Below are 22,204 nucleotides of genomic sequence, written 5' to 3' on the forward strand. Positions count from 1 at the left end.
GCATAGACCGAATGAGGTTGCCCGACTAGCGTGTTGCGGCCTGCTGTTTGGTCATAAATCGTACGTACCTTGATTGCTGCTGTTGACGCTCTGCTGAAAGATATTCGTAACAAACGAATCGCTCCCGTTTACCTGATTCATGGCGACGAACCCTTTTACCTCGACCGGATTGCCGAGGAACTGGAGAAAGTGGCCGTACCCGTTGCCGAACGGGGGTTCAACCAGTTCGTGTTGTTCGGGAAAGATACGGATGCCGGGGCCGTGCTGAACTACGCCCGCCGGTACCCGTTCATGGCCGAGCGGCAACTGGTCCTGGTGAAAGAAGCCCAGCAAATGAACGGCATCGGGGACAAATCGACGCAGACGTTGTTTGAAGATTATGCCCTCAATCCCCTTTCCAGCACGATTCTGATGCTCTGTTACGTCCGGGAAGATGGAAAACCTGCGCTCGATGAACGTAAAGCGTGGGTGAAAGCCTTCGGGGCAAAAGGGAAACTACTGGGTGTCAAGAAGCTGTATGACAACAAAATACCGGACTGGGTAGGGGAGTACTGCCGCGAACAGGGGGCTAAAGTAAGCCCCAAAGCCTGCCAGCTTCTGGCCGATCACATTGGTAACGACCTGAAACGGCTGGCGGGTGAAATTGATAAAATCCTGATTAATCTGCACGTGGGCGAAGAGATTTCGGCCAGTACCGTTGAGCGGCTGGTCGGCATCAGCAAAGAATACAACGTGTTTGAATTGCAGAAAGCCCTCACCGACCGAAACGTGGTTAAGGCAAACCAGATTGTCGATTACTTCGGACGTAATGCGAAAGATAATCCACTGGTCGTCATTCTGGCGCAGTTGTTCAACTATTTTAGTAAGGTGGTACTGGTGCAGGCGTCGAAAGATCAGACCGATAAAGGGCTGGGACCGTTGCTGGGGGTAAATCCCTATTTTGTGAAAGACTACCTCTCTGCCGCCCGCACATTCCCCCTGCCCAAAGTAGCGGCCATCATTCACGCCATCCGCCGGGCCGATGCGCAGAGTAAAGGTATCGACACCCCAACCATGACCGAAGCAGATATTTTGCGGGAACTGATTTTTGACATACTGCACTGATTAACGGGCAACTGGGTCAAAGGGGGAATTCTCAAGAACGCATAAAGGTCACTGATAGTCAGCGACCTTTATGCGTATAAGGTCTGATAACACAGGGGACAGAAAAAAAGCCATTATCGTATTTTAATAGACAACCTGACTATTTTTACGTTAATATTGCAACGTTGTTGCATAATGGTACTTTTTACTGAGTAATTCATAGGGGTAGCGTTGAAAAAGTGATGCGTAAATACGGGACGTTAGGGGTAATAAGTTGGTTGCTGATCAGTACAATTACGGCGGGATGGGCGCAGTCTGGAACCTGTACTGCCATACTCAAAGGGCGTATTGTGGGGCAGGATTCGCAGGAGCCGTTGCTCGGCTCGACTGCCTATATCCATGAACTCAAGGCCGGTGCGGTAATGGATACCAGCGGCTACTTTCGGTTAACGAACCTGTGTCCTGGAAAATATACGGTCGATTACCAGTTCGTTGGCTACAAAACCGTTACGTTGCCCGTTGTCGTAACCCGGGACACGCTCATTACGGTACCCGATATTCAACTGGTGCCCGATAACCAGATGCTTCAGGAGGTAGTCGTGACCGAACACCGCTCCGAGGCCCAGCAACTACTCCAGACCCAAAGTAGTATATCAGGGGCTGCCCTCGATCAGACGCGTGGCCAGTCGCTGGGTGAGAGTTTAAAAACGATAACTGGTTTGTATTCCATCCAGACCGGCCCTACCATTTCCAAGCCGGTCATTCACGGGTTATATAGCAACCGGATAATTATCCTGAATAACGGTATTCGGCAGGAAGACCAGCAGTGGGGTACCGAACACGCTCCACAGGTAGACCAGTTTCTGGCTTCCCGGCTAACGGTTATCAAAGGAGCGGCCAGCATCCGGTACGGCTCCGATGCCATCGGGGGCGTTATTCTGGTCGAACCAAAAGAGATGCCTGCCCGGTCGGGTATACAGGGTGAAGTAAATCTGGTGGGAGCTACCAATGGCCGTATGGGCGTGGCGTCGGGCATGATAGAAGGAGCCTTCGCCAAAAAACTGACGGGATTAAGCTGGCGGTTGCAGGGAACACTCAAACGGTCGGGCTATATCAAAACACCGAATTATTTTCTGGACAATACCAGTTATCACGAAACCAACTATTCGGGTGATATTCACTACCAGTATAAAAATGTGGGTATTGAAGCTTTTTATAGTCAGTTCGACACAAAGATTGGCTTGTTTACCGGCGCACAGGTGGGTAGCCTGTCTGATCTCTACGCGGCTATCAGCCGCCCGGAGCCTCTGTCTCAACCCGGGTTTTCGTACGCCCTGGATCGCCCTTACCAAGCAGTAAAGCACGATTTACTGAAAATACGGGCGTACTACCACACGGCGCAGGGTGGCGTCGTAACGGCTACCTTTGCCCGGCAACAAAACACCCGTCAGGAGTATGATTACCTGTCGTTCAGTGGATTAGCCAACCCCGAACTGTCGCTTAAACTGGTAACCCATACCGCCGATTTAGTATGGGAGCATCGGGATTTGAAAACGCCGGGCGGTGGTCAGTGGTCGGGTAGCGCGGGCTTCAATGGGATTACGCAGAAGAACATCCGGCAGTATCTGTTTCTGATTCCTAATTTTCGTAGTTACGGGGCTGGACTTTTTGCCATTGAGCGGTACGCCAAAGGGCGGGTAACGCTGGAGGCCGGATTGCGCTACGACTACCGCTGGCTACGGGCTTATTTCCTCAATGAAGTAACGAGTCAGCCGTATAATACGACCCACAACTGGCAGAACGCCAATGGCTCACTGGGAGCCGCCTATCAGCTACGTCCCGACTTAACGTTGACTGCCAATCTCAGTACGGCCTGGCGGGCACCTAATGTGGCTGATCTGTATTCAAATGGCCTGCACCAGAGCGCGGTAGCCTACGAAATTGGTAATCCAACTCTCAAACCCGAGCAGGCGTATAACAGCAATGCCGTACTGGCGTATTCGGGTCATCGCCTGAGTGGAGAGGTTGGTTTTTATAATAACCTCATCAACAATTACATCTATCTGAAACCGGACTCCGTTCCGATCATCCGGCAACGGGGGGCCTTCCCGGCCTATACCTACACGCAGGTGCGCGCCACATTTCGGGGCATCGATGCCACCCTGAACTATAAGATTACCCCGCAGTTGACGCTTACAACCAAAAATTCCCTGCTGTTTGCCTACAACCAGACGGAGCGCAACTACCTCGTGTTCATTCCGCCCAATCGCTCCGACAATAGTCTGCGCTATGACCTGAGTCAGGGTGGTAAGTTATCGGACGTGTATATTTCAGCGAGTGGACTGTATGTGGCCCGGCAGAATCGCGCCCCCGCCGTTACCACCCGTCAGGGAGATGGGCAGGTTATTTTTACCGGCGATTTTGCCCCTCCGCCACCGGCTTACTTTCTGCTGGGTGCCGAAGCAGGCTTTACGGTTCAGGTAGGAGCGCATCCGCTGAGTGTTATTCTGAGTGGGACTAATCTTGCCAACACCGCCTACCGCGATTACCTGAACCGGTTCCGCTACTTTGCCGATGAACCGGGCCGCAGTATCATACTAAAACTCCGACTTCCCATTAGCGTTGGTAAGCAGTCGTAAATCTTAGCTTCGTAGTTTTTGTACTGATTATGAAACAAATTGAAAAACAGGTTATTGGGCTGGTCTGCCTTGTGCTGGTAGCCATAGGTTGTAACAGAGATGAGCAGCATGTGTCGCCAACCGGCGACAATGAGGCTGTGACAACCGCCACCCTCGTATTGACAAATAAGGCCGTTCCAACCGAGATCGTGACGGCCACCATTGAAAACCTGAACGCCACAGTCGATTTCACCAGAGCTACGCTAAACCTCAGGGCGAATACGACCTATAGGGGCGAAATAACGCTGCTCAATAAGTCGATAATGCCCACGCTGGATGCTACTGAAGAGATAAGAGACCTGGCAAACGAGCACCTGTTTGTCTATACGCCCACCCCCGCCAGTTTGCTTACCATAACCCCGATGGATAAAGACACCAATCCCGCCCCCGGCCCGTATCCAATCGGATTAACCATCGAGATAAAGACCGGAACGGTTGGCACGGGCAAGCTGAATGTGGTACTGCGTCACCAGCCGGGTTCAAAAAACGGAACGCCCACACCCGGTACATCTGACCTGGATACCGATTTTCCGGTAGTGGTTAAGTAGGATGGAATTAGAATCAGATTGTGGGTTAACACTGCCGATGGATTAACTCGCTGCGTACCAAAAGAGAGGTTCAGAACTTTCTTACAATACGTTCGATATATGTTTTTCGATGCATATTGCCCTTACCAATCAGGCTGGCACGAGTGTACAGGATAAAATCACCCGTTTTTTTTCCATAAATAGTGAAATTCGTTGTGGTCAAACCAAACGGTATAGCCAGAGCCAGCCGCTTCGTACTCATGTGTTTGGGAACTACAGGCCGTTGAGCCTGGCTTCAGGAAGGTCCCAATGGCGTTGGTCAACACAGGTGATCTACTTAAACACCTTATCCTGCGCGGCTTTTAGGTCGAGGAGCATGGCCGGTACCAGCACGTAGGGATCATAGGGTTTATTTTTTACATACAGCGTTTCGATGGGCAGGTATCCCCGGTAATTGCTGCGTTTCAGAATCTGCATGAGCCTGGGCATGTCGGTGGGGATCTCGCTGCCAATACCGAACACGCTTTCTTTCACCTGCCAGTTCACGGTGTATGGAATGACGGCTTCGATATCGACGTAGGGATCGACTACCTTGAAATTGCCGGTATCCAGAATAAGGCCCGCCCATTTAGAGTCGACGGCTTTCACGACTTTAATGCACTGCTCGGCCGTTTGCAGCATATCACCGTGGTTCTGAATGCCGATAATTACGCCGTGCTGCGCCCCAAAAGCCGCGCACTCTTTGTAGGAGTCGATCATCCAGCCCGCTACCTCGTCCCACTTGTTTTCGTAACCCTTCGGAATTTCGCCGGCAAACAGACGCAGCACGGGAGCACCCAGCTTTTCAGCGACGATAATCCATTCTTTAGCCCGCTTCACGTCGGCCGCCCGCACGGCGGGGTCGGGCGAGGCAAAGTTGTTGCGGATGCCGGTACCGCTGATGTCGATACCCAGCTTGAACGCTTTGCGCTTCAGGTTATAGATGTACTCGTCGGAGGGCACTTCCGGGTAGCCGGGAAAATAGTACCCGGTCAGGTCGACCGCGGCAATGTTCTGCGATGCGCACCAGTCCAGCAGTTCGGGCAGGGTCAGCGTCGCTTTTTTATCGACCTGCCGGTTGCCCGTCAGCACGTCGTTGAACGAGTAGGCGTTCAGCGCCAGTTTGATGTGGGCGGGGTGATCTGTCTTAATGACGCCCTGCGCCAATAGGGCCACGTGGCTAAACGCCAGCAGCAGAGCCAGCAACGATATCCTGGTAAGGTGTTTTGTAGGATGTACAGGCACAATCGTAAGGGGTAAGGATGTAAGAGACACTAGTGTATAAAGCAAGAAAGTGTATTGAATTTACCGGGTTTGGGGCTCAGCGACGGACAACTTCGAAGGTATCCCTGAGGTAGTCGGCCGAACTGCGTCCGATCTGTACCTCGAAGTCGCCCGGCTCCACCAGTCGCTTCATACCCAGCCCGAAATATTGAAGTTTGTCGGGTGTTATCCGGAAGGACACCGTTTTGGTTTCGCCTTTGTTGATCCGGATGCGTTTGAAGTCTTTCAGCTCCTGCACCGGCCGCGTAACCGAGCTGATCAGGTCGCGGATGTACAGCTGCACCACCTCGTCGCCGTCCCGGTCGCCGGTATTGCTTACCTCAATCGTGGCCGTAACCGTCCCGTCGGGGGCGACTTTTCTGGTGTCCAGCCGTAGGTTCCGGTACGCGAAGGTCGTGTAACTCAGCCCATAGCCGAATGGGTACAGGGGTGAGTACGCGCCGTTGATGTACGGACTTTCGTGGACGTAGGGCTTATGGTTGTAATACACCGGCAACTGGCCCACGTGACGTGGGATGGTAACGGTAAGCTTGCCGGCCGGATTGGTCCGGCCAAACAGTACATTGGCCACGGCATTTCCCTGTTCCTGGCCCAGGTACCAGCCTTCCAGCAGGGCGGGGGCGTTTTCGGAAAGGTAGTTGACCGACTGCGGCCTTCCGTTGATGAGCAGCACGGCGGTTTGTTTGTTTAGTCCGAAGATCGCCTTCGCCAGGTCGTTCTGCCGGCCCAGCAAGTCCAGGTCGTAATGGTCGCCGGTGTGGCCTTTCCACTCTTCGCGGCAGGTCAGCTCGTTGCCGCCCATCACCAGCAGCACGGCGTCGCAACTGCCGGCCAGGGCCACTGCTTCGGCAATCCGGCGCTGCTCGGCTTCGGGCGTTTTGTCGGCCGGGGCAATGGATTCGTCGTTCTCGTAAATCTTGAACCCCTCGGCGTAAACCACCTCAAACTTACCCTTTCCGTAGGCCCGCAGCCCGTCCAGAATCGGAACACCGGGCGTTTTGTCGTTGGAGTAATTGCCATAATGTACCTCGTCGGCGTTGGGGCCGATAACGGCCAGCCGTATGATGCCGTTTTCGTTGAAGGGCAGCGTCTGGTTCTCGTTGCGGAGCAGAATCAGCCCTTCTTCGGCTGCCTGCCGGGCCAGTTGCCGGTGAGTCTGCGCCATTGCCTGCGCTTCCGGCTCGCTCATGACCGGGATGTAGGGATGCTCAAACAGGCCCATCATAAACTTGTTCCGCAACACGCGGGTCACGGCCGAGTCGAGGACCGCTTGGGGCACCTCCCCCGACCGAACCTGCTCCGGCAAAAACCGGAAACAGTACGCCTGCGGGCTGCTGGGGCATTCAAAATCCATGCCTGCCGTGATGGCCCGGCGACCCGCTTCGGCCTGGCTGGCACTGGCATGCTGCCGCGACACCATGCGGTTCATGGCGTCATAATCAGAGATAACGTAGCCCGTAAAGCCCCACTCGCCCCGCAGCACATCGTTGAGCAGCCAGCTGTTGGCGTGATTCGGCACCCCGTCGATTTCGTTGTACGACGCCATCACGGTGCGCACATTCGCCTTTTTGACGGCCATCTCGAACGGGTAAAAATGCGTTTCGCGCAGCACCCGCTCCGAAAAATTTCCCGGCGCCAGGTTCGTGCCGCCTTCGGGTTCGCCGTGGCCCGAAAAATGCTTGGCGCAGGCAATCAGGTGGTTTTCGTCGATGTCGGGGGTGCGGCCCTGCAAGCCCCGAATGGACGCTACGCCCATTTCGGCTACGTGGTACGGGTCTTCGCCGAAAAACTCTTCCGCCCGCCCGAAGCGGGGGTCGCGCAGCAGGTCGATGACGGGGGTAGCCGTGTGGGTGATGCCGTAGCTCCGCATTTCCCGGGCCACGGCCGTGTACACCTGCTCGATCATGTCGGGGTTCCAGGTGCTGCCCAGCAGGGGCGGAGCCGGAAATACCGTCGACTTATCCTCATTGCCCACAAAGCCGTGGCATCCTTCGCCGTTCGAAATAGCGGGAATGCCCAGCCGGGTCTGCTCCACAAAATACCGCTGAATGGCGTTGAACCGGGCCGCGTAGTCTGCCCGGTTCATCTGCACCTTGAATTGCAGAAAACCAACGCCATTATGAACGGTATCGCCCATGGCGGCCAGGGTCAGGGCGAGCGTGTCGGGTTGGCTCAGGTCGGCTTTGGGGTGCCAGACGTCGAGCTGGCGGCACTTATCTTCGAGCGTCATGCGCGACAGCAAGTCCCGCACCCGCGCTTCGAGCGGAGCCTTCGGGTTTTTGTACAGCGGCTTCGGCGGGGCCGGTGCGTTGCCCGCCAGCAAAAAGGTCGACACCGTGAGGAGGCAGATGGAACGATGTATTTTCTTCATAAGCCCGGCGGGGGGATGGGGTTACTTGATGAGATTGGCAATGTCGGTTGGAATAACACGGCCATCGGGTAAGGAGAGCCGCCCTTCGCAGCGGTTATTGGCCGGGTTCAGGTCGTTATCGGCTACGCCCCCGGCTCGGGCCTTAATGGTCACCGTGCCCGTGGGTACCGTCCAGCCTTTGCCGGCGATGGCCTGCCCGCAGATCTGTTGCATGCCGCCCACGGGAATACTCGTGCGGGTGGATTGATACAGGGCCACCTCCCGGCCGTCGACGGCGAAACTGACGCGGTGCAGGTCGCCCTTTTGGGTCGGTCCCGTGCCGTTGTTGATGAGCGAGGCTGTAAACAAGACCGTGTCGCCCGCTTTGGGGAAGGCCGGGATGGTGCGGATATTACGCACCATCAGGTCAGGACGGGCATCGGCCCGGCTAAGGGTAAAGGCAGCCTGTAGGGGCAGCGTACCCGACGACCCGCCTACCTGGACCCGAAACGCGCCTTCGGGCACGCGGTACGCGTGGGTTTGTTCGTCGTACACGTACAGTTCCTCGGGCGTGAGCGTCAGGGTTATCCGTTTGGTTTCACCGGGATTGAGCCGCACTTTCTCAAACCCCCGCAACTGCTTTTCGGGCATGGGGAGGCTGGGCACGATCCGGTCAGTCGACAGGTACAACTGGGCAACCTCGGCACCCGGCACCGAACCGGTATTTTTCAGATCGAACGAAACGGTGATCAGATCACCCACCCGGGCATCGGAGCGGTTGATCCGGATGTTGCTGTACGCAAAGGTGGTGTAGCTGAGCCCGAAGCCGAAGGGAAACTCGGGGGTGAGCTTTTGCGAGTCGAACCAGCGGTAACCAACGCCCCGGCTCACCATGTTACGAAAATCGGGGCTGATGGGCAGAATCTGGCTATCGTCCTTCGGTATGGTAGCCGGGAGCTTACCCGATGGGTTGTGGGCGCCGAACAGCACGTCGGTAATGGCCCGCCCGCCTTCCTGCCCCGGATAAAAGGCGTAGAGCAGCCCCTTCACGTTGCGGACTACGGGCGTGACGCTGCACGTACCGCCTGACAATACCACCAGCACAATGTTGGGGTTGACCGCTGCCACAGCATTGATCAGTTCGTTCTGCACGCCCGGCAGGAGCACCGTTTGTGAGGGCCGGTCGGGTCGGGCAACGGCCCCGCCCCCTTTCTCGTCGGCTTCCTTATCCAGAAAATACCCTTCACCCTCTACCGTACTGTCCAGCCCGGCCACCAGCACCACGTATTCGGCGCTTTTGGCCAGGGCGAGGGCCGCGTCGAACTGCGAGCGGTCCGTATCATTGATGTTGCAGCCTTTGGCGTAGGTGACCCGTTCGGCACCAAGTTCACGCTGGAGCGCCTGTAGCACCGGAATCCGGTACGAAGGCAGCACTTTGGAACTGCTGTTACCATCGAGCGGCAGCACGGACGCGTTGGGGCCAATAACGGCTACCGACTTCAGCTTGTCTTTCCGGAAAGGCAGGATAGCGCCTTCGTTTTTGAGCAGTACCAGACTGTTCAGGCCGCTTTCATAGACCAGCTGCCGGTGCTCCTCACTGTCGATCACGCTCTTGGGCACCACCGGCACCCCGTCGATCATGCCGGAAACCAGCTTGGTCCGCAGCACGTTGCGAACGGCCCGGTTCACGAGGCTGCTATCGAACCGTCCCGACTGTACCCCACCCGGCAGTTCCTTGATGTACAGATCGTTGCCTTCGCAGAAGTCCAGCTCCGACGACAGGGCTTTACCCGTATCCTTGAAGCCGCCCCAGTCACTCATAGTGTAGTAGTCGAACCCCCAGTGGTCTCGCAGTAGCGTTTTGATGAGGTAGCTGTTTTCGGCGCACTTATCCCCGTTGACCCAGTTGTAGGCGCACATCACCGACAGGGCCCCGCCCACCTGGATGGTACGTTTCCAGTGCGGACCCCAGAACTCGACCAGACTGCGCTCATCGCTCAGGTAGTCATTGGTCCGGCGGTTTATCTCGTAGGTGTTCAGGTTATAGTGCTTGATGGAGCCGAAGACCGAGGTGGTGTTCTGCCCCAGCACGAAAGCCTCCGATATACGCCCACCCAGAAACGGGTCTTCACCGATGGTTTCAGGGGCCCGGCCAATGCGCGGGTCGATGAGCAGGTCTAGCGTAGGACCGGCGATGCGGTCTTTACCCCGGGCGGCCTGTTCGCGCGCGATGGCCCGCCCCACGCGGGTAATCAGGCCGGGGTCCCAGGTGGCAGCCATGGCAATGGTGACCGGGAAACTGGAGTAGCCTTTGGCCTTGTTGCCGATGCCGTGGGGACCGTCGCTGCCTTTGAATTGCGGAATACCCAGCCGGGCGTTGCCGTCGGTGAGGTAATAGAGCTGCTGGATCTTTTCCTGCATGCTCATGGACGCCAGCAGGGCATCAATCCGCTGCTCCAGCCCGTTGGCAGTTTCGGTTTGCTGGGCTACCGACGGTGGGACGACCAGCAGGCAGGCCAGTGCAATACCGTAGCGAATGAGAGAACTGTTCATTGTTACCATATAAGTTCAGGGTTTTTCAGGCTTACTTATCGAGGTACTGGATCAGTTCGTAGGTGTGGTCGTTCAGCAGTTTCGCACTGTTCAGCATTGGGGTGTACGGCGTAAAGTTGCTATTAACCACTCCCTTGTTCGAGTCGCGGTTGGAGGGATCGGTTTTCATATTCAGGGGGTCGTTATCCTGGTAGGTGAACCAGTGCCAGCCCACGCAGGCTTTGCTTTTGAGCAGTTCGATGGTGAAGTTCTGGTAGAAATAGCCCCGATCCTGCTGGGTGGATACGTTCCAGCCGGCGCCCGTGCGGTTGGGCAGGCCCGAGTCTTCGCCTTTGGTGTACCACTCGGTAATGATAAACGGCTTGCCCGACCAGGCCGTCCAATTGGCCATGATGGATTGTACCGGCTCCCACTTTCGGTAATGGTTAATGGAAATCACGTCGGCATATTTACCGGCCACCCTGAACATTTCGGGGTTGTTCAGCTCTTCCGTTTCCTGATTGAAGCGGCAGCCCAGATACAAGTGATTCGGGTCGTACTTGCGCACGGCAGCGGCCACTTTCTGAATGTAGGTCTCAAAATAATAGCCCGAAAAGGCCAGCTGGTCTTCGGGGGTGATGTCGGCGAGTCCGGCAGCCTTGCCTTTGCGGGTATCGAACCATTTGCGGGCGGCCAGATACCCCGGCTCCTCTTTGCCAAGGTACTGCAGGTGCCGGTCGAGGGCGTCGTTTTTCCAGGGTAGTTCGTTATCCGTGAAGTACCCCAGCAGGTGTTTGTCGGCTGTGTAATAGGCAATCGGCGCAATGGCCTGCTCTACGTAGGCATCAAACTCGGGTGGCCAGGTCGTAGCGGTAGCCTTGCCAGCCCGCCATTTCGTACTTGCCGCCAAACTTTTTGATGTGGTCCGACTTGTAACTGCCCATCGGGCTGACGATGACCGTGTACACCAGCGGGTTGGGCGACTGGCGAATGGCGTCCACGTCCCACCATGCCCCGGCTCCGTTGAAGCCGTTAGCCCGCAGAAGCTGGCGCGTTGCTGAGCCGAAAATTCATCGTCCAGCAATAGCTGTTCAGGTGAGAGGGTTACCGTAAACTCACTGACCTGCTCGGTTAACTCATCATTTTTGGGCCGATTTCCCGCCAGCCGGAGCATCTTTCGGCGCAGGGATTTGTACAGGTAGTTTCTAACGGAAGGCGTATGGCTCAGGAACGTCCGACGTTGCCATAGTTCAGCAAACAGTTCTTGAATGGCGTCTTTGATAAAGTCAGCATCAGGAGAAAACTTATGGCCGTACTGAAATAGAATGGGGTAGTAGCGAGTGAAAAGCTGTTCAAATGCGTCTTCGTTTCCTTCTACAAAAGAACGCCAAGAAGCCGCTTCCTTATTGGGAGTATCATCGTATTCTGCAGCCAATTACCATGAATGAAAACAGTTGAAAACTACTAAAAGCAACTGCGAAATAGTATTAATTTAATGAATAATACAAAAATTTCTTCCCTGCATTATTTCAATCGATGGTTTATTTAAGCCTAACTCACAGATTTTAAGACTCAAATCCTTCATTCACGGTTGTAACTATCCAAACGGGTCTGATTTGAGTGCAGGGAACTGGTGATAGGTCATAAACGGAAACGGATCGACTTGCAAAAATCGACTATTCCGTCCTCTTAGCGTTTACCGTTAGGGGTGACTTACGACTGAACTCGTGTTTTAGTGACCTCAGCCCTCAAGACCCAACCACTAACGGCCATGCCAACTGTTCCGACGATAGCCCTGACTGGTACTACTTCTAACCAGTTGCTAAAATTTCCCCGAACCAACCAGTACGGTTAGCTGGGGATAAGTAGTCGCTATTCTACATAAATGAACTCATAGCGGATTCATTCGCCAGTTCTTCAGCGTGTTCTTTACCCAGGTAGCGGTCAATGAAATAGTGGGCTACGTAGAGCAGGGGCGTAAGCACAATGGCCGAGGTGGCTTTGTAGATGTAGTTGATAATGCCCACGGCCAGCACCTGCGTTAGCGACCAGTTGCCAAACACATAGAACGCAATCCCCAATACCACGAATGAATCTACTAACTGCGAAACGAGCGTAGACCCCGTGGCTCGTAGCCATATTTGCCGACTGCCGGTAATTTTACGGAGGTAATGGAACACATACACATCCAGAATCTGTCCGATCAAAAAGGCTGTCAGCGAACCAATGATGATACCCAGCCCCTGCCGGAAAATCATCTGGAAGGCATTGTTGATATTGATTGGATTCCCGGCCCCATCGTTTGCATTGACATCCAGCCAGAACTGAGCGGGCGGGAGCGTGGTAACGACGAAAATAATCAGGAAACTGAAGCCTACGAACCCCGCCGTCAGGAAGGAGATACGCTGAACCCCCGCCTTACCGAAATATTCGTTGATAATGTCGGAAGTGATGAAGACAAACGGCCAGATCACCGCCCCCGCCGTCAGGTTGAAATCAAGGATAAAATCGCCGAACAGATGAATCTGGGCGGGTTTTGTACCCAGGAGGGTTTCGACCGAAAAGATTTTGACACCAATTATTTCGGCAACCAGCGCGTTGGTTAGAAAGACTGCACTCAGGAAGATATACAGGTTGGAGCGTTTGTTCGTGAAGGAGGAGGCCATGGTAACGTTATAAGTGGGTAAGTGCTAATGAAACGTGCTCACCTATGCCAGCAAGGGCGGCCCCGTTACAACTATTTTTTTTTATAAACATCCGTAATTTCCGTCTTTTCATACTGATTGGCCAGGGCCGGAGCGCGTTGAAATAGTTTCTCAACCACGTTTTCCCGGTCCAGAATATAATCGGGCGGGTCTTTTCGGAAGTGGTCGAATATGTTGATGACCGCTTCGTAGTTATCCAGGTTTTTCAGGTCATACTTCGACAAATCCCAGTTGAGGTAAGGGGTCGCCAGCTGGTTGTACCGATACGCACTCAGGTCTTCGCCAATAATCAGAATCCGTTGGTTTCGAATGGTATCGGGCAGGGGAGACGGTTGTACCTGCAGGCTGCTTAATCGACCCAGTCCGGAGCCGGGAATGAGGCCCAGCGCACCCTGGTAAAAAAACAATAAAATCAGCATAAACGCAATCAGAAACGTTAGTTCGGCCAACCAGGCCCGGCGTACGCCCTCGAAATAAAAATAGGTGAAGTAGGCCATTGGGGGTACGAAACTCAAAAACATCATCGGTGCCAGGAAAGGCATCAGCCCGGTCGTAAGTACAACAACCACAAACCAGATGGCCATAATTTGCTGAATGCGTTGCTGAAAGTTGACATACCGTCCGGATCGATTCAACAAACTCACGAAACCCAATACGCCAAGCCCCAGCGGAATAAACAGGGAAACCAGCAGCGACTGAAAATCGGACAGAGAATACTGACGAACCCGAAAAACGGCTGCCAGCAGGTTTCGGTTGAAATCGTCCAGGCTATCGAACAGGTAATAGAAAAGAATGGTGGCGGCAAAGGGAAACAGGAAACCAAACAGCGACAACGAATACTGCCGGAAGGTAGCTCCCGTATAAAAGAGTAGCGACAGCACTGCCCAGATAATGAAAAGGGCGGAAGGCAGATAGAAAAGTGCGGCTATACCGATGTAAAAACCTACTTCAAATACTTCGTCGGTAGCCCCACGCCGATCCATCTGACGCACGAGGGTGCCAAACGCCAACAGCAGAAAACTGGTTGACATGAGCACCGGAGAGAGCGTCATGCAGTCGAAGGAAAGGTGCATGAACAGCATGTAAAGCAGGCCCGGCCAGAAGGTGCGCTCCGGAAAAATATCCCGCGTGTTGATGAGGTAGTTGAAGTAAACGACCTGAAAAACGGCTACCAGGGTAGCCGCTCCGTGCAGCGCAACCAGCGACCGGCCAAACAGCGTATCCATCCCCCAGTACACCAGGGCCGACAGGGGACTCACGCTATCCCAGATGTCGCGGTAGAGTAAATTGCCCTGGCTGATCTGTTCGCCAACGATCATCCAGTTCAACTCCGGAATCAGGAGCGGGAAGGAGTGAAGCAGCAGCGGTAGCCGAATCAGCAGCAACAAACCCAGCAAACTAACGTACTGGTAGGGGAAATACGATTGAAAAAAGCGTAGCAAGGTTAATCAGTTAGTGGGTCGATGAGTTAATCAGGTAGAAAGTCGAGGAGTTGGTTCGTGGCTAAAGCGAACAGCATATGCGCCAACCACTGACTGACTCACCGACTGAGCAACTCCGTTAGTGAGCGGCTGATAACTGCGAATTTACAGTCAATTTCGGCAGAACGGAAAAATGGGTGGATATTTGCAAATACATTACCTATTTAGTGCTATGGAATCGAAACGACAGCAGAAAGTTGCCCGGCAATTGCAGAGAGATTTAAGCGAGATTTTTCAGCGCGATGTACCACATTTGTTCAACGGGGCTTTCATCACCGTTACCAGCGTACGCGTTTCTCCCGACCTGAGTGTGGCCCGTGTATACCTGAGTTTTCTGGCGACTAAAGATAAACAGCTGTTGCTGGAAAGTATCCAGGAGAAGAGCAAAGTACTGCGGCAGCACCTGGGTGAGCGGGTCCGTCATCAGTTGCGCATTGTACCTGACGTTAGTTTTTACCTGGACGATACGGCCGACTACGCCGATAAAATGGATAAACTCTTCTCGGGCCTGGAAATTCCCCCCGAAACGGAAGAGGAAGAATAAAGAGTGAAAGAGTGAAAATCGCTGATGCAAACTGGCTAACACTGGATAGTTCTCACAATATCGCTCTTTCACTCTTTCTCTCATTCACTCATTACAAAATGAACCTCCCCGTCTGGATTGCCCGCCGGTATTTTTTCTCCCGCAAAAAGCGCAGTTTCATTAGCTGGCTGTCTATCCTGTCTATGCTTGGTGTGGGCGTGGGCACGATGACGCTGGTAGTTGTACTGTCGGTTTTTAATGGGATGGAAGAACTGAACCGGCAAATGTTTAAGACATTTGAAGCCGATATGACCGTTTCGCCCAGGCAGGGAAAACGGTTCATGGCTCCGCCTGCGTTGCTAAATCGCCTGCAACAGGTAAGTGGTGTTCAATTTATCACATCGGTTGCTCAGGATAATGCCCTGGCTCGCTATGCTCATGCCCAGACGGTCATTAAACTCAAAGGAGTGGATGACAATTACCTGCAACGTCAGCAGCTGGATTCTTCGATGCTGGAAGGCAGACTACTACTCCAGGGGGATGGTGTCAACTATGCAATCGTAGCCGATGGCGTTCGCAATGACCTGTCTATCTCCCCGGTCGATATTCTGACGCCCCTGGAAGTGCTGTACCCGGAAAGCGGCCAATCCTTCAGCGTACTCAATCCGGATGCGTTCAATCGTGAATCCCTGACCGTGTCGGGTATATTTTTCATCGAATCGAAGTACGATAATTTTGTGTTGTCTCCCCTGGCCGTGGCCCGGTCTCTGTTCGAATACCAGCCGAATGAGGTAACGGGTCTTGAGATTCAACTGCTGCCCGGTACCAACGAAGATGCTGTAAAACAGGCCTTACAGGCCGTTGTGGGAGATAAACTCGACGTAAAAAGTCGGGATGATCTGAACATCGATCTCTACCGGGCTATTTACGTAGAGAAATTATTTGTTGCCCTGACGCTCTCGTTTATTATTCTGGTCGCTTCCATCAATATTTTCTTCTCCCTATCGATGCTGGTCATCGAGAAGAAAGCCGATATACGGATTCTGTTCGCGCTGGGCGCTACGAAAACGATGGTGCGCCGAATTTTCCTGACCGAGGGGGCCATCATTGCGCTGGTCGGGGCGTTCACCGGTTTGGCACTGGGCGTTCTGATCTGCCTGGCACAGGAGCAGTACGGCTTTATCCGTATGGGAACCGTCAGTTCCATCATTGATGCCTACCCGGTTCGTCTGGATACACGGGATATTGTGATGACGGGACTTCTGGCCATTATAATGACCATTCTAACATCCTGGTTCCCCGCTCAGCGAGCCACTAAGGTCGTGTAGATTGATGTTTGATCGCTATCATACTGTCATTCCTGAGATGAAAATACAGTAACCCACTAATCCTTAAAAAGATAGAACCTCTATCTGATGTTTTTTAGCGCGGGCTTCTTCAACAACCGTTTCTACTTGTTGAGCAATCTTGTTGTCAACCCACTCCTCACCGCACTGATTGCAAATGGTAGCTGGCACATTACGGATCACAACAAGGTTTTCGCCGAGGTCAGCCGTGAATGTTGTAAAACCCGGTTCTTTATAACCATTGCATACTGGGCAACGTAAGGAGTTCAGTAGTTTCTTTTCTCGGGTTGGTCTCACCAGCTTGTCTTTTTGTGTCCCGATACAGCATAGTACAGAATAAACCCGAATAGGGGAAGCAGCAGGGCGTAGGCCGCTTTAGGGCTAACGGTATCCGTCAGGTAGCCGTGCAGCAGTGGGAGCAGGGCTCCGCCGGAAATCCCCATAATCAACAGGGCAGAGGCCAGTTTAGTGAATTTGCCGAGCCGGTTCAGTGCCAGCGGCCAGATGGCGGGCCAGGTGGGCGAGATGGCAAAACCCATCAGCGCAATGCACAGTACAGACGCAAATCCATCCGTTACCAATGCGCCCATGGTGAGTAGCAAGGCCAGTATCATGCCGTAGCGCAGGGCGTTTTGCTGGGTAATAAAACGGGGAATCATGATGATACCCAGCATATAACCAGCCAGCAAACCAATTAAGGTGTAGGTGGTGAAGTTTTTGGCCTCATCGTTACTAAAGCCGATGGCGTGGCCATAGCTAATAATCAAATCGCCGGTGATGACTTCGGCACCCACGTAGCAGAACAGGGCCAGTACGCCCAGTACCAGGTTTGGAAATTGCCAGACACTGGTATGAATGGCCGTCGTATCAGTTGGTACATCGTCCTGCTCCTCCGATACTTCCGGTAGGTTGGAGAAGCGAATCAGCCCCGCCAGCACGATCAAAATCCCGGTCAGAATCAGGTAAGGGGTCACGACTTTTTCCAGCGAAGCCGCGTTTATCACTTCGTTGGCTCCTGACAACAGCAGTCCGCCAAAAATAAACTGGCTGCAAATACCGGCAAGTTTGTTGGCAATGCCCAGAAAACTAATACGCTGGGCAGCACTCTCACGCGGACCCAGAATAGTGGCGTAGGGGTTAGAGGCTGTTTGCAGTACGGTAAGCCCGATACCGATAATAAATAGCCCCACCAGAAATAGCGGATAGGAGACCGATTTAGCCGCCGGAACGAAAATCAATGTACCAATAGCCATCGTCACCAAACCCAGCGACATCCCGTTTTTAAAACCCGTTCGTTTCAGTACGGCCGATGAGGGAATAGCCATGATGGTGTACGAGATAAAAAATGCGAAGGCTACCAGTGTTGACTGAAAGGAAGTTAGACTGAACGCCTGCTTGAAAAAAGTAATCAACACACTATTGACCCACGTAACGAAGCCAAATACAAAGAAAAGCGCACCGATAATGAGCAGTGGGCCAACGTAATTCTGGGTTTTAGCAGGAGCAGTAGCTGGGGTCATTCGATTGGGGATTCGTTAGAGGCAGGTAAAAGGAATAGATTTTAAATTTTTTTACAAATTAAAAAAATAACTAGAATAATCGCCCATTGAGCAATCAATAGTTATCCGTCAGCCCAAAGATGGGTTTATTGGTTTTCCACTTACCCCGCGTGAAATCCGGAATTTCGATGGGTTTGCTCCCGCCCGCAATACTCTGTTCTGATAAAGGGCTGATAGCACTCCAGACGGCGGCATCATACACATCGATGGGCGGTGCCGTTTTGGCTTTTACGGATTCGATGAAAGCCCGAAGAACGAAGAAGTCAATACCACCGTGGCCGGCATTCTCTGCCGTTTGTACGTGGCGTTTCCAGAGGGGATGGTCATACTGGTCTTGGTATGGTGCAAAGGGTTCCCAGGTATGGGGTTTTGGAGATTTACCCTCCAGATAAATCATATCGTTATCGTCCATCCAGATTCCTTCCGTACCCTGCGCCCGGAAGCCGAGCGAGTAGGGGCGGGGTGAGTTGGTATCGTGGATGATCACGATATTCTCGCCGTTGGCACACTGAATCATGGTTGTAACTACGTCGCCGAGTTTGAAATTGACGTTGGCATTGGGGTGATCGGCTCCACCCTTGTCAACTACATATTTGTGCAGACCCCGGCTTTTGGTGGCCATACTGGTCAGATGCATGAATCGGTTACCCCGATTGATGTTGAGCCAGTGGGCTACCGGGCCAAGTCCATGCGTAGGATACAGATCGCCGTTGCGGTCGACGGAGTGCTGCGTGCGCCAGTGCGCTTCAGAGTATCCTTTTTCGCCGAATTCAGCGCCCACGCCCCCAATGGATTTACCGTCGTTGAATTTAATATTTCGTAAATCGTGCTGATACCCACAGTGGGCGTAGGTCATTTCGCCGAACATACCCTTCCGAATCATGTTCAGAATGGCCAGCACATCACGCCGGTAGCACACGTTTTCCAGAATCATGCAGGGCGAACCGGTTTTCTCGAACGCATTTACCAAATCCCAGGATTCCTTGAGCGTTACCGTTGCTGATACCTCTACCCCGGCATATTTTCCGGCTTCCATGGTGGCTACCGCCATCGGCACGTGCCATTCCCAGGGCGTGGCAATCACCACGCCATCAATATCATCGCGTTTAAGCATCTCCCGAAATCCTTCGTCGCCTTTGCCATACGCAACCGGTGCTTTCCGGCCTGCTTTTTCAATCATGGCCGTCGTACGGCTGATCGCTTCGGCAGACGGGTCACTGATGGCCGTTATTTCCACATCGTCGCGGAAGAGTGCCTGTTGCACATGACTGCGTCCACGGGCACCCACGCCGATAAAGGCCAGCCTGACTTTAGCATCGGCGCGTTCGGCCGGGGCGCGTTCGGCTCCCGTAAGGATTGTGGGGAAAACGGAGGTTGCTGCGCCGGTAAGAGCGGCCGCACGAATAAACTGACGTCGGGTAGGGGATGGCATAACGATGGACTTGTATCGGATTACTCACCAAATAAAGCAGTTTCGGCGCAAAAAACATACGCATCGTTATAACCCGCTCAGAAATTCCACCAAAGCGACCGGGGATAGTCGACACCAATCACCAGTGGTTCGCCAATCCGGGGAGTCGTTACGTCGAGTTCCAGTTCTGCAGCCCGCTTTGTAAAGCGTTCGACAGGCTCCTTCCAGCCGTGATACGACAACGCGAATTTTGCCCAGTGAACCGGCAAAACCGTTCTGGCCCGCAAATCCTGAGCGGCAGTGGCTACCTCTTCGGGAAACATATGGATAGTCGGCCAGTCTTTGCCATATTGGCCGCACTCCAGCATGGCCAGGTCGAAGGGACCGTATTTGTCCCCGATTTCTTTGATGTGTTTGCCGTAACCCGAATCCCCACCCAGGTATAGTCTGTAGCCATGCAGATTCAGCACAAAGGCGGTCCACAGCGTTTTGCCACGGGTAAAACTGCGGCCCGAAAAGTGCCGCGCCGGAACGGCGGTCAGGTCAACGTCGGTCGAAACGGGTTTTCTCTCCCACCAGTCGAATTCCACAATCCGGTCGGTGGGTACGCCCCAGCGTTCGATATGGGCACCCACGCCCAACGGCGTGTAGAATTTCTTGACCTTCGGAATGAGTTTGGTAATGGTCTCGTAATCGAGGTGGTCGTAGTGGTCATGAGAGAGGATGAGCAGGTCGATAGCGGGCATGTCATCCACGCCATACACATCCGTCCCCGGAAACGATTTGCCGAAAAAAGAAACGGGCGACGCATTGCCGCTGAAAACCGGGTCCATTAAAATAACAACTCCTTTCGATTTGATCAGGTAGGAAGAGTGCCCAAACCAGACCAGCGAAGGAACCGAATCGGGCAAGGCGTTTAGGTCTGTTTTAACGGAAGGAAGGGCCTCTGACGGAATATTGTCAGGGGCTTTATTGAAAAAATCGCCCATCATGTCGAGGTAGGACGCGTCCTCACGCATAACGGACGTAGGCTCCAGATTCTGAAATGCCCCCTCCCGGTAGTTGGGTGAGCGTTTGATTCGTTCCAGGCGAGCATCGGCCGGATCGTGCCCGAACGTACGTTGTTGCATGAACAGGAAGACAACGGTAATCAGAACAGCAGGAATAAGGAGAGAGAGTAGCATAACTTTTCGAAAGCGTTTCATTGGGGCACAACGGGCACTACTCGTATCGGGTTCCGTACCGGATGAGTGAATAGCAGGATGGGAACATTACCGGATAGGGAGACGTTAATAGGTAGAAGCGAGTTTGGTGGGCTTGTTTAATCTTTTCTGTTAAACATTGAACAAAAAGAATCAACCACTCGTTGAACCATAACAATCGCACACGAAAGAGCGTCCTGGCTACTCGCTCTGCTGTCTGCCTGTGTTGTACACATACTCTGTAACGACAGGTTGATCGAACCCTATTTCGATTTAGTTTATTATGGATAATTCCCCAGCGGATGCTGGCGTATTGGATACTGCCCCTCGGGTTGCGGTCTTCCGAAAGGAGCATTTCAACGCGGCCCATCGTCTGAACAACCCAAACTGGTCGGACGAGAAGAATGCACGGGTATACGGCAAATGCAACAACCCTAATTTTCATGGTCACAATTACGATCTGATTGTGCAGGTGACTGGTCCTATTGACCCCGAAACGGGTTACGTGATGGATATGAAGTGCCTCAGTGACCTGATAAAAGAACACGTCACCGACCGGTTCGACCACAAAAACTTAAACCTCGACACCGACGAATTCGCCGATCTGAATCCGTCTGCCGAAAACATTGCCATTGTCATTTATACCATTTTACGCAACAAACTAAGCCAGGGCTTAGACCTCAAAATCAGATTGTATGAAACTGAACGGAACTTCGTCGAATACCCAGTCTAATGGAACCCCGCTAAACGGTAACCACAAAAACAGCTACGCGCTTAACGGTTACCACGACGAGTTGGTGGATGAACTGGGTGACGCCCACGGTGCCTCCTCCATTGACACGCCCATGCGTGCCGATGCTTTTGCCATGGATGATGCACTCAAAATTGAACTGATTGAAGAACATTTTCGGGAGATAATGACCATTCTGGGACTCGATCTTACGGATGATAGCCTGAATGGGTCACCCCGGCGGGTTGCCAAAATGTATGTCAATGAGGTATTCAGCGGGTTGAACCCGGCTAATAAACCAAAGGCTACGCTGTTCGACAATAAATTTAAGTACAATGAAATGCTGGTCGAAAAAGACATCACCGTTCAGACGTACTGCGAACACCACTTTGTCCCTATACTTGGCAAAGCACACGTAGCGTACATCTCCAGTGGTAAGGTGATCGGCCTGTCGAAACTGAACCGGATTGTGGAGTATTTCTGCAAACGGCCTCAGGTGCAGGAGCGGCTTACCATACAGATTGCCGAGGAGCTGAAGCGGGTACTGGACACGGATGATGTGGCTGTTATCATTGATGCCAAACACCTGTGCGTATCGACACGGGGTGTTCGTGATGTGAACAGCTCCACGATTACATCGTCGTACAGCGGGAAATTTGACGAAGAGAGTACGCGGCAGGAGTTGTTACGTTACGTAGCGCAGCCGAGTATAACAATTTAATTAAACGGGTAATTTAATGATGCGGGTGCCTGA

Annotated in this window: 18 protein-coding genes; 7 read left to right on the top strand and 11 right to left on the bottom strand. The window is 53.2% G+C overall.

The annotated features are described in order from the left end of the window. Positions 1–69 precede the first annotated feature (69 nt). The 3 genes from holA to B157_RS0113450 all read left to right on the top strand — a co-directional run bounded on the left by holA (position 70) and on the right by B157_RS0113450 (position 4,309). Entirely contained in the window at positions 70–1,104 is a 1,035-nt protein-coding gene (holA, locus tag B157_RS0113440) for a DNA polymerase III subunit delta (protein WP_020603836.1), read from the top strand. 221 nt (positions 1,105–1,325) lie between these two features. Then, the gene (locus B157_RS0113445; RefSeq protein ID WP_026308681.1) at positions 1,326–3,722 is read left to right on the top strand and encodes a TonB-dependent receptor; all 2,397 of its coding nucleotides are present in this window, start codon (positions 1,326–1,328) and stop codon (positions 3,720–3,722) included. Between the two features lie 29 nt (positions 3,723–3,751). Then, the gene (locus tag B157_RS0113450; protein ID WP_020603838.1) at positions 3,752–4,309 is read left to right on the top strand and encodes a hypothetical protein; all 558 of its coding nucleotides are present in this window, start codon (positions 3,752–3,754) and stop codon (positions 4,307–4,309) included. Between the two features lie 70 nt (positions 4,310–4,379). On the opposite strand, the gene B157_RS38990 is transcribed toward B157_RS0113450, so the two are convergent. The 7 genes from B157_RS38990 to B157_RS0113485 form a co-directional block, all read right to left on the bottom strand. After that, the gene (locus B157_RS38990) at positions 4,380–4,550 is read right to left on the bottom strand and encodes a hypothetical protein (RefSeq protein ID WP_020603839.1); all 171 of its coding nucleotides are present in this window, start codon (positions 4,548–4,550) and stop codon (positions 4,380–4,382) included. A gap of 71 nt (positions 4,551–4,621) precedes the next feature. Further along, positions 4,622–5,572, bottom strand: coding sequence for a sugar phosphate isomerase/epimerase family protein (locus tag B157_RS0113460; RefSeq protein WP_211224990.1), 951 nt, complete (start codon positions 5,570–5,572; stop codon positions 4,622–4,624). A 76-nt stretch (positions 5,573–5,648) separates the two neighbouring features. Then, positions 5,649–7,982, bottom strand: coding sequence for a glycoside hydrolase family 3 N-terminal domain-containing protein (locus B157_RS0113465; protein WP_020603841.1), 2,334 nt, complete (start codon positions 7,980–7,982; stop codon positions 5,649–5,651). A 21-nt stretch (positions 7,983–8,003) separates the two neighbouring features. Continuing rightward, positions 8,004–10,514: a glycoside hydrolase family 3 C-terminal domain-containing protein gene (locus B157_RS0113470; RefSeq protein ID WP_211224991.1), complete on the bottom strand. Its 2,511-nt coding sequence runs from the start codon at positions 10,512–10,514 to the stop codon at positions 8,004–8,006. Positions 10,515–10,545: 31 nt separating this feature from the next. Next, positions 10,546–11,928: an RNA polymerase sigma factor gene (locus B157_RS35305; protein ID WP_211224992.1), complete on the bottom strand. Its 1,383-nt coding sequence runs from the start codon at positions 11,926–11,928 to the stop codon at positions 10,546–10,548. Between the two features lie 442 nt (positions 11,929–12,370). After that, entirely contained in the window at positions 12,371–13,159 is a 789-nt protein-coding gene (locus B157_RS0113480; protein WP_020603843.1) for a queuosine precursor transporter, read from the bottom strand. A gap of 71 nt (positions 13,160–13,230) precedes the next feature. Continuing rightward, positions 13,231–14,640, bottom strand: a complete 1,410-nt coding sequence (locus B157_RS0113485) for a hypothetical protein (protein WP_020603844.1) — start codon at positions 14,638–14,640, stop codon at positions 13,231–13,233. A 211-nt stretch (positions 14,641–14,851) separates the two neighbouring features. On the opposite strand from B157_RS0113485, the gene rbfA reads away from it, so the two are divergent. Continuing rightward, positions 14,852–15,223 (top strand): 30S ribosome-binding factor RbfA, encoded by a 372-nt coding sequence (gene rbfA, locus B157_RS0113490; RefSeq protein ID WP_020603845.1) that lies wholly within the window; start codon positions 14,852–14,854, stop codon positions 15,221–15,223. Positions 15,224–15,321: 98 nt separating this feature from the next. Next, the gene (locus B157_RS0113495; RefSeq protein WP_020603846.1) at positions 15,322–16,530 is read left to right on the top strand and encodes an ABC transporter permease; all 1,209 of its coding nucleotides are present in this window, start codon (positions 15,322–15,324) and stop codon (positions 16,528–16,530) included. A 63-nt stretch (positions 16,531–16,593) separates the two neighbouring features. Here the strand turns inward: B157_RS0113495 and B157_RS37475 are convergent, their stop codons facing one another. The 4 genes from B157_RS37475 to B157_RS0113515 form a co-directional block, all read right to left on the bottom strand. After that, positions 16,594–16,845 (bottom strand): type II toxin-antitoxin system MqsA family antitoxin, encoded by a 252-nt coding sequence (locus B157_RS37475; protein WP_245565078.1) that lies wholly within the window; start codon positions 16,843–16,845, stop codon positions 16,594–16,596. Beyond that, positions 16,842–18,068, bottom strand: coding sequence for a sugar MFS transporter (locus tag B157_RS0113505; RefSeq protein WP_020603848.1), 1,227 nt, complete (start codon positions 18,066–18,068; stop codon positions 16,842–16,844). The genes B157_RS37475 and B157_RS0113505 overlap by 4 nt, the downstream gene beginning before the upstream one ends. A 94-nt stretch (positions 18,069–18,162) precedes the next feature. Then, positions 18,163–19,539 (bottom strand): Gfo/Idh/MocA family protein, encoded by a 1,377-nt coding sequence (locus B157_RS0113510; RefSeq protein WP_020603849.1) that lies wholly within the window; start codon positions 19,537–19,539, stop codon positions 18,163–18,165. Between the two features lie 77 nt (positions 19,540–19,616). Continuing rightward, a complete protein-coding gene (locus B157_RS0113515; RefSeq protein WP_020603850.1) occupies positions 19,617–20,723 on the bottom strand; it encodes an MBL fold metallo-hydrolase in 1,107 nt (368 codons plus the stop codon). A 280-nt stretch (positions 20,724–21,003) separates the two neighbouring features. Here B157_RS0113515 and B157_RS0113520 point away from each other — a divergent pair, with 280 nt between their 5' ends. Together B157_RS0113520 and folE are read left to right on the top strand one after the other, a co-directional pair. Next, entirely contained in the window at positions 21,004–21,453 is a 450-nt protein-coding gene (locus B157_RS0113520) for a 6-pyruvoyl trahydropterin synthase family protein (RefSeq protein WP_020603851.1), read from the top strand. Next, complete coding sequence (folE, locus tag B157_RS0113525; RefSeq protein ID WP_020603852.1) at positions 21,416–22,171, top strand: GTP cyclohydrolase I FolE; 756 nt, start codon at positions 21,416–21,418, stop codon at positions 22,169–22,171. The genes B157_RS0113520 and folE overlap by 38 nt, the downstream gene beginning before the upstream one ends. Positions 22,172–22,204 lie beyond the last annotated feature (33 nt).

The organism is Spirosoma spitsbergense DSM 19989 (assembly GCF_000374085.1).
Lineage (GTDB): Bacteria > Bacteroidota > Bacteroidia > Cytophagales > Spirosomataceae > Spirosoma > Spirosoma spitsbergense.

Coding starts and splice junctions, on each gene's coding strand:
- B157_RS0113520 (WP_020603851.1), top strand. CDS start 21,004: ATGGATAATTCCCCAGCGGATGCTGGCGTATTGGATACTGCCCCTCGG.
- B157_RS0113505 (WP_020603848.1), bottom strand. CDS start 18,068: ATGACCCCAGCTACTGCTCCTGCTAAAACCCAGAATTACGTTGGCCCA.
- B157_RS0113480 (WP_020603843.1), bottom strand. CDS start 13,159: ATGGCCTCCTCCTTCACGAACAAACGCTCCAACCTGTATATCTTCCTG.
- B157_RS0113515 (WP_020603850.1), bottom strand. CDS start 20,723: ATGAAACGCTTTCGAAAAGTTATGCTACTCTCTCTCCTTATTCCTGCT.
- B157_RS0113465 (WP_020603841.1), bottom strand. CDS start 7,982: ATGAAGAAAATACATCGTTCCATCTGCCTCCTCACGGTGTCGACCTTT.
- B157_RS0113495 (WP_020603846.1), top strand. CDS start 15,322: ATGAACCTCCCCGTCTGGATTGCCCGCCGGTATTTTTTCTCCCGCAAA.
- B157_RS0113450 (WP_020603838.1), top strand. CDS start 3,752: ATGAAACAAATTGAAAAACAGGTTATTGGGCTGGTCTGCCTTGTGCTG.
- folE (WP_020603852.1), top strand. CDS start 21,416: ATGAAACTGAACGGAACTTCGTCGAATACCCAGTCTAATGGAACCCCG.
- B157_RS0113510 (WP_020603849.1), bottom strand. CDS start 19,539: ATGCCATCCCCTACCCGACGTCAGTTTATTCGTGCGGCCGCTCTTACC.
- B157_RS38990 (WP_020603839.1), bottom strand. CDS start 4,550: ATGAGTACGAAGCGGCTGGCTCTGGCTATACCGTTTGGTTTGACCACA.
- B157_RS0113445 (WP_026308681.1), top strand. CDS start 1,326: ATGCGTAAATACGGGACGTTAGGGGTAATAAGTTGGTTGCTGATCAGT.
- B157_RS0113470 (WP_211224991.1), bottom strand. CDS start 10,514: ATGAACAGTTCTCTCATTCGCTACGGTATTGCACTGGCCTGCCTGCTG.
- rbfA (WP_020603845.1), top strand. CDS start 14,852: ATGGAATCGAAACGACAGCAGAAAGTTGCCCGGCAATTGCAGAGAGAT.